Raw genomic sequence first — 6,547 nt, forward strand, 5'->3', positions numbered from 1 at the left:
GTGCGCGGCCGCGGCATGGTCGAGCGGTTGAAGGATCTGATCCCGCGCCACCTGTTCAAGATCCCGATCCAGGCGGCGATCGGCGGCAAGGTCATCGCGCGCGAAACGATCAGCGCGATGCGCAAGGACGTGACCGCCAAATGCTATGGTGGAGACGCGAGCCGCAAGAAGAAGCTGCTGGAAAAGCAGAAGAAGGGCAAGGCGAAGATGCGCGAGTACGGCTCGGTCAGCATCCCGCAGGAGGCGTTCATCGCGGCGCTTCGGATGGGGGATGACGCCTGAGGCCGGGCGCAGCGCGGCCGGTTCCCGAGGTTAACCTCGGTTGACCCCGTAATCCGCATTTGCCATGCCTCGTGCCCGACGTCGCCACCGATCCGAGCCCGACGAACGAACGAGCGAACGCATGGCCGAACGTCCAATCTTCTATGACGCGAGCGGTCGGCGCAGACGCCGGTTCGCGCTCGGCATCGCGGCGTTCGTCGCGTTGCTGGTGCTGGCGGTGGCGGTGTTCGGCGTGTCGATCGGCGCGGTGCCGGCGCCACCGCTGCTGCCCGTCACCGCCGAACATCCCGCCCTGAAGAGCCTGCCGGCGCCGCGCGGCGGTCTGCTGAGCCGGACCACGCGAAGCATCAACTACTACGCCGCACAATTATTCGGCTCGCCGAGCGGTGCGCCACGGGGGCACGCGGCCGCGCCGTCGGCCGCGGCACCGATCAACCCCTCGCTCGCCATCGCATTCCACGCGCCGTGGGACGAATCGAGCGGGGCCAGCCTGAAGCGGCATGTCGAACAGCTGGACTGGCTGATCCCCGGCTGGGTGTCGGTGACCGGGCCGGATCACCGGATCACCGTGTTCCGCGATACCGAGGGGCGGACCATCCTGAACCGCGCGGTCCACCGCCCCGCGATCCTGCCGATGGTCCAGAACGCGCTGAACGGGGTCTGGGACGGCAAGGGGATCGCTGCAATGATGGCCGATCCGAAGCTGCGGTCGGCATTCCTCGACCGGCTGGTGCCGTTTCTGGTGACGAACAATGCCGCGGGCGCGTTCTTCGATTTCGAGGAACTGCCTGCGAGCGCGCAGCCCGATTATCGTATCTTCCTCGCCGAGACAAAGGCCCGCTTCACGCCGCGCGGCTGGGTCGTCGCGATCGCCGCACCCGTCGGCAACGAGGAATGGGACCTGCCGGCCTATGCCAAGGTGACCGACAAGGTCTTCCTGATGGCGTATGACGAGCACGAGTCCGGCGGCGCGCCGGGACCGATCGCATCGCAGGCCTGGTTCGCGCGTGCGGTGGCGGATTCGGCACGGGGCATTCCGGCGTCGAAGCTGGTCGTCGCGATCGGGTCCTATGCCTATGACTGGCACGACGGCGCGGCGGACCCGCTCGACGTCGAGGAGGCGTGGCAGGGGGCGCGCGACTCGGGGACGATCCCGACCTTTGACAAGGCGAGCCTGAATTCCAGCTTCGCCTATCAGGACGGCAGCACCCGCCACCAGGTCTGGCTGCTCGATGCGGCGTCCGCGTTCAACCAGATCGCGTTCCTGAACAAGGCGGGGCTGTACAGCATCGCGCTATGGCGGCTGGGTTCCGAGGACCCCGGCGTCTGGACGATCTTCGGGCGCGACCATCGCAAGCTGCCGATCCCGGATTCGATCGACGACATCCCGGCGGGCACCAACACCGATATCGAGGGTGCGGGCGAGATATTGAAGATCGGCGGCACGCCCCTGACCGGCCTGCGCGACGCCGTGCCCGCGGCGGACGGGACGATCGCGGACGTGGCCTTCACCCGGCTGCCGGCACCCTATGTGGTCTTCCGCACCGGCTATAAGCCCAAGCAGCTGGCGCTGACCTTCGACGACGGGCCCGACCCGCAATGGACGCCAAAGATCCTCGATATCCTGAAGGAGAAGGCGGTCCCGGCGACCTTTTTCGTCATCGGCGAGAATGCGCTGACGGAGCGTGGCCTGCTCGAACGGATGATCTCCGAAGGGCATGAGGTCGGCAGTCATACCTACACGCATCCCAATCTGGCGAACGTGTCGCCGCGGCAGGTGATGTTCGAACTGAACACCACGCAGCGGCTGTTCCAGGCGTTCACCGGCCACTCGCTCCGCTTCTTCCGCGCGCCCTATTTCGGCGACGCTGAGCCGACCACCGCGGACGAGATCGTTCCCGCGCTGCAGGCGCAGCAGCGGGGCTATATATCGGTCGGGCTCCATGTCGATCCCGGCGACTGGAAGCGGCCGGGCGTACAGCAGATCATCGACGCGACGATCCGGGAGGCGACGACCGGCCCCGGCAATTGCGACGCGGTAGGCTCGTCGAACAATTGCAGCCGCAACATCGTCCTGCTCCACGATGCGGGCGGCAACCGCGCGGAGACGGTCGCGGCGCTGCCCGTCATCATCGATCGGCTGCGCGCGATGGGATACAGCTTCGTGCCGGTATCGGAATTGGCGAACATTCCGCAAGCGGACGCGAACCCCGCGATCTCGTCGAGCGACCGCGTCGCCGCGCTCGCCGATCTGGGGCTGTTCACCGCGCTTGGCTGGCTCGTCACTGGACTCCACTGGCTGTTCGGGATCGCGATCACGGTCGGCATCCTGCGCGCGCTGGCGCTGTCGGCGCTGGCGCTGATCCAGGCGCGGCGCGAGAACCAGACGGTCTTCCCGCCGATCGATCCGGCGCGGTTCGTCACCGTGATGATCCCCGCCTTCAACGAGGAGCAGGTGATCGAACGCGCGGTCCGCGGCGTGCTGGCGTCCACCGAGGTCGAGATCGAAGTCATCGTGATCGACGACGGCTCGCGGGATGCGACGGGCCGGATCGTACGCGATGCCTTTTCGAACGACGACCGCGTCCGGCTGCTGACGCTACCCAATGGCGGCAAGGCGCGCGCGCTGAACCGCGGGCTGGAGGTCGCGCGCGGCGAGATCGTCATCGCGCTCGATGCCGACACCCAGTTCGAACCGACGACGATCGCACGCCTCGCCCGCTGGTTCGTCGATCCGGCGCTCGGTGCGGTCGCCGGCAATGCGAAGGTCGGCAACCGGGTCAACATCGTCACCAAATGGCAGGCGCTGGAATATATCACCGCGCAGAATCTCGAACGGCGCGCACTCGCCCGGTTGAACGCAATGACGGTGGTGCCCGGTGCGGTCGGCGCATGGCGTCGGTCGGCGATCGCGTCGGTCGGCGGCTATCCCAACGACACGCTGGCCGAGGACCAGGACCTGACGATCGAGATCCAGCGTGCCGGCTGGGCGGTGAAGTACGACCAGTTCGCGATCGCCTGGACCGAGGCACCGGAGACGCTCAAGGCCTTGGCCAAGCAGCGTTTCCGTTGGGCGTTCGGGACGCTGCAATGCCTGAGGAAGCATCAGTCGGCCATCTTCGCTTCGCATCCCAGGGGGCTGGGCTGGATCGGCCTGCCGCAGGCGATCGTGTTCCAGATCCTGCTGGCGGCGATTTCGCCGATCATCGACCTGGCGCTCGTCGTCAGCTTCTTCCTGACCTATGTCGCGATCGTCGCGCATGGCTGGGCACAGACCAGCCACGATGTCGAGACGATGCTGCTCTACTGGCTGATCTTCACCGCGATCGACATGCTGGCCGCGACGATTGCGTTTGCCCTGGAACGCAAGGAGAAATGGAGCCTGTTGTGGCTGCTGATCCCGCAGCGGATCGGGTACCGGCAGGTGATGTATTACGTCGTGCTCAAGGCGATCGCGCAGGCGCTGCGCGGGCCGATGGTCGGGTGGGGGAAGCTGCAGCGGACGGGGCGGGTGACGGCGGGGTAGGGAGGCTCTTCGCGCTCTGCGGCGTGGACTTTCCTAAAGTGTAGTATACTGCTTTGTTTCTCCCGAACGAACGGAGAGGATCCGGGGTGGACGCAATGCTAGAAACGGTTTTTGTTCTACTGGCAACTCCGTTTGCTATCTTGGCTGTGCTGACATGGCCCCTTCACTACTTCATTGCTCTAAATGCTCGTCCCACTAGGCGAGCAGCTTGGACGGTCGGAGTTGGTTATATTTTGGTTTCGACCTTTTGGGTGTTTGGTGGCCCTGAGGGTGACCGCTGGATAGGTCCGTTTGCCGCAATACCTGGCGCAATCATCGCATTCTGGTGGTGGCGGAAGGACTTTCGGCGTGGATGGATTGGTGATGAAGCCATACAGGACGGGACTACGCTTGCAAACGCCGACTGGAAACTAGGACTTGTTGGGGTAATTGGCGCGCTCGTAGTCGCTGCAATAAAAGTGACATTTTTGCATAGTGCATTAGGGCACTAAACTGGAGCATGACTGCCGATGCCCGCCAACGACGACCTGAAATCCCTCGTTCGCACGATCCCCGATTTCCCCAGGCCCGGCATCCAGTTCCGCGACATCACGACGCTGCTGCTCGATCCGCGCGGGTTGGCGGAGGCGGTGGTGCGGCTTGCGGCGCTGCAGGAGGGGCCGTTCGATCTGGTCGCGGGGATCGAAGCGCGGGGATTCGTGTTCGGGGCGGCGGTGGCGCGCGAACTCGGGGTCGGGCTGTTGCTCATCCGCAAGGACGGCAAGCTGCCGGGGGCGACGATCGGCGAGGATTATGCGCTGGAATATGGCGCCGACCGGATCGTGCTGCACGAGGATGCGCTGTTGCCCGGGCAGCGCGTGCTGCTGATCGACGACCTGATCGCGACCGGCGGCACCGCGCGCGCTGCGGTCCGCCTGATCCGCAAGGCGGGCGGGACGGTCGGCGCGGCGGCGTTCGTCATCGACCTGCCCGATCTGGGCGGGGCGGATGCGCTTCGGGGGGACGGGGTTACGGTCGGGGCCTTGATGGCGTTCGGGGGGGATTGAGGCTTCTCGTCCCAGCCTCCCGTCATGCCGGGCCTGACCCCGGCATCCATCATGCCGCGGGCGATGGCCTTGCGGCTTCGGGCTCCGGCTCGAGGCCGGCGTTAGGCAAGCGAAAAAGGGCGGCCCGTTTCCGGACCGCCCCTTCTGCATAGTTTCGCGGTGCGCCGTCACGGAGTGAATCCGTGACGTCGAACGGAGCGGGCGAGCCGCCCCGCCGGCCGGCTCGATGCGAGTCCTCGGATAGCGTCCGCTATCCGAGGCCGCATCAGCGCTTCGAGAACTGGAAGCTGCGGCGGGCCTTCGCCTTGCCGTACTTCTTGCGCTCGACCGTGCGGCTGTCGCGGGTCAGAAAGCCTGCGGCCTTGACCGGTGCGCGCAGGATCGGTTCGTATTTGGTGATCGCCTGGCTGATGCCGTGCTTCACCGCACCCGCCTGGCCCGACAGGCCGCCGCCCTTGACCGTGCAGACGACGTCATACTGGCCCTCGCGCTCGGTCACGCCGAACACCTGGTTCAGGACGAGGCGCAGCGTCGGGCGCGCGAAATACACGTCCTGGTCGCGACCGTTGATCGTGATCTTGCCCGAACCGGGCTTCAGCCAGACGCGCGCGACCGCGTCCTTGCGGCGACCGGTGGCATAGGCGCGACCCTGCTTGTCGAGGATCTGCTCGCGCAGCGGCATCGGCTCGGGTGCCGGACCGGAATTGTTCACCGGCTCCGTATCACCCGTGGTGTATGCCGGCGCATCGGCCTGCGCGGCGGGGGCCGGCGCATTGGTCAGGTTCGCTAGATCGGAAAGCGACTGGCGGTTGTCGGACATTATGCACCCACCTTGTTCTTGCGGTTCATGCCCGCGATATCGAGTGTCTCGGGGCTCTGCGCCTCGTGCGGATGCTCGGTGCCCTTGAAGATGCGCAGGTTGCGCATCTGCTGGCGACCAAGCGGCCCGCGCGGGATCATCCGCTCGACGGCTTTCTCCAGAACGCGCTCGGGGAAGCGACCCTCGAGCACCTTGGCCGCAGTCACGCCCTTGATGCCGCCGGCATAGCCGGTGTGCTTGTAATAGACCTTCTTCGCGGCCTTGTTGCCGGTGAAGCGGATCTTGTCGGCATTGATGACGACGACATTGTCACCGCAATCGACATGAGGGGTGAAGCTGGTCTTGTGCTTGCCGCGCAGGACGTTGGCGATCACCACCGCCGCGCGACCGACGACCAGGCCGTCGGCGTCGACGATATGCCATTTCTTCTCCACCTCGTGCGGCTTGGCCGACTTGGTGGTCTTCATGAGCGCCTTCATGGGGCTGGGACCTTTTCGGTTTGAAACGAGGCGCGCCGCCCGGCTGGGGGCGGCGCGAATGGGTCCGCACTACTGCTGGCCATCAAATTGTCAAGCAAAGCGCCGCTTTGCCGACGGGTAATATGATACCCGGGGTTGCGTTCCTGCCGCGTGCGCCGCGACAACGGCGGCGATCATCAGCAGGGCGGCGTTCGCCTGGTGCGCGACGGCGACATCGATCTGCACCCCGGTCATCAGCGTCGCGATGCCCAATATGATCTGCAGCGTGACGAGCGCGATGATCGCGAACCCTGCGCGCGAACCCGCCGTCGTCGCGCGGATCGCCAGCCACATCAGCGCGGCGGCGGCGGCGAAGGCGAACCAGCGGTGGATGAACTGAACGATCAGCGGGTCG

General features: G+C 66.0%; 5 protein-coding genes and 1 pseudogene. 3 read left to right on the top strand and 3 right to left on the bottom strand.

The window, feature by feature from the left end; all coding sequences use genetic code 11:
• The 3 genes and pseudogenes from ACFE7D_RS13590 to ACFE7D_RS13600 all read left to right on the top strand — a co-directional run.
• Positions 1 to 282, top strand: a pseudogene (locus ACFE7D_RS13590) (elongation factor 4); the annotation flags it as partial.
• Positions 283 to 403: 121 nt separating this feature from the next.
• Complete coding sequence (locus tag ACFE7D_RS13595; protein WP_375395952.1) at positions 404 to 3,808, top strand: polysaccharide deacetylase family protein; 3,405 nt, start codon at positions 404 to 406, stop codon at positions 3,806 to 3,808.
• A gap of 509 nt (positions 3,809 to 4,317) precedes the next feature.
• Positions 4,318 to 4,854 carry an adenine phosphoribosyltransferase gene (locus tag ACFE7D_RS13600; protein ID WP_375395953.1) on the top strand — a complete coding sequence of 179 codons (537 nt, stop codon included), beginning with the start codon at positions 4,318 to 4,320 and terminating at the stop codon, positions 4,852 to 4,854.
• Positions 4,855 to 5,119: 265 nt separating this feature from the next.
• On the opposite strand, the gene rpsI is transcribed toward ACFE7D_RS13600, so the two are convergent.
• From rpsI to ACFE7D_RS13615, 3 genes are all read right to left on the bottom strand, one after another.
• Positions 5,120 to 5,674: a 30S ribosomal protein S9 gene (rpsI, locus tag ACFE7D_RS13605; RefSeq protein WP_375395954.1), complete on the bottom strand. Its 555-nt coding sequence runs from the start codon at positions 5,672 to 5,674 to the stop codon at positions 5,120 to 5,122.
• Positions 5,674 to 6,153, bottom strand: coding sequence for a 50S ribosomal protein L13 (gene rplM / locus ACFE7D_RS13610; RefSeq protein WP_174284717.1), 480 nt, complete (start codon positions 6,151 to 6,153; stop codon positions 5,674 to 5,676). The genes rpsI and rplM overlap by 1 nt, the downstream gene beginning before the upstream one ends.
• Before the next feature lie 90 nt (positions 6,154 to 6,243).
• A partial coding sequence (locus tag ACFE7D_RS13615) for a COX15/CtaA family protein (RefSeq protein ID WP_375395955.1) occupies positions 6,244 to 6,547 on the bottom strand: 304 nt, incomplete at its 5' end.

Source organism: uncultured Sphingomonas sp. (genome assembly GCF_964244235.1).
Taxonomy (GTDB): Bacteria; Pseudomonadota; Alphaproteobacteria; order Sphingomonadales; family Sphingomonadaceae; genus Sphingomonas.

Coding starts and splice junctions, on each gene's coding strand:
- rplM (WP_174284717.1), bottom strand. CDS start 6,153: ATGAAGGCGCTCATGAAGACCACCAAGTCGGCCAAGCCGCACGAGGTG.
- rpsI (WP_375395954.1), bottom strand. CDS start 5,674: ATGTCCGACAACCGCCAGTCGCTTTCCGATCTAGCGAACCTGACCAAT.
- ACFE7D_RS13595 (WP_375395952.1), top strand. CDS start 404: ATGGCCGAACGTCCAATCTTCTATGACGCGAGCGGTCGGCGCAGACGC.
- ACFE7D_RS13600 (WP_375395953.1), top strand. CDS start 4,318: ATGCCCGCCAACGACGACCTGAAATCCCTCGTTCGCACGATCCCCGAT.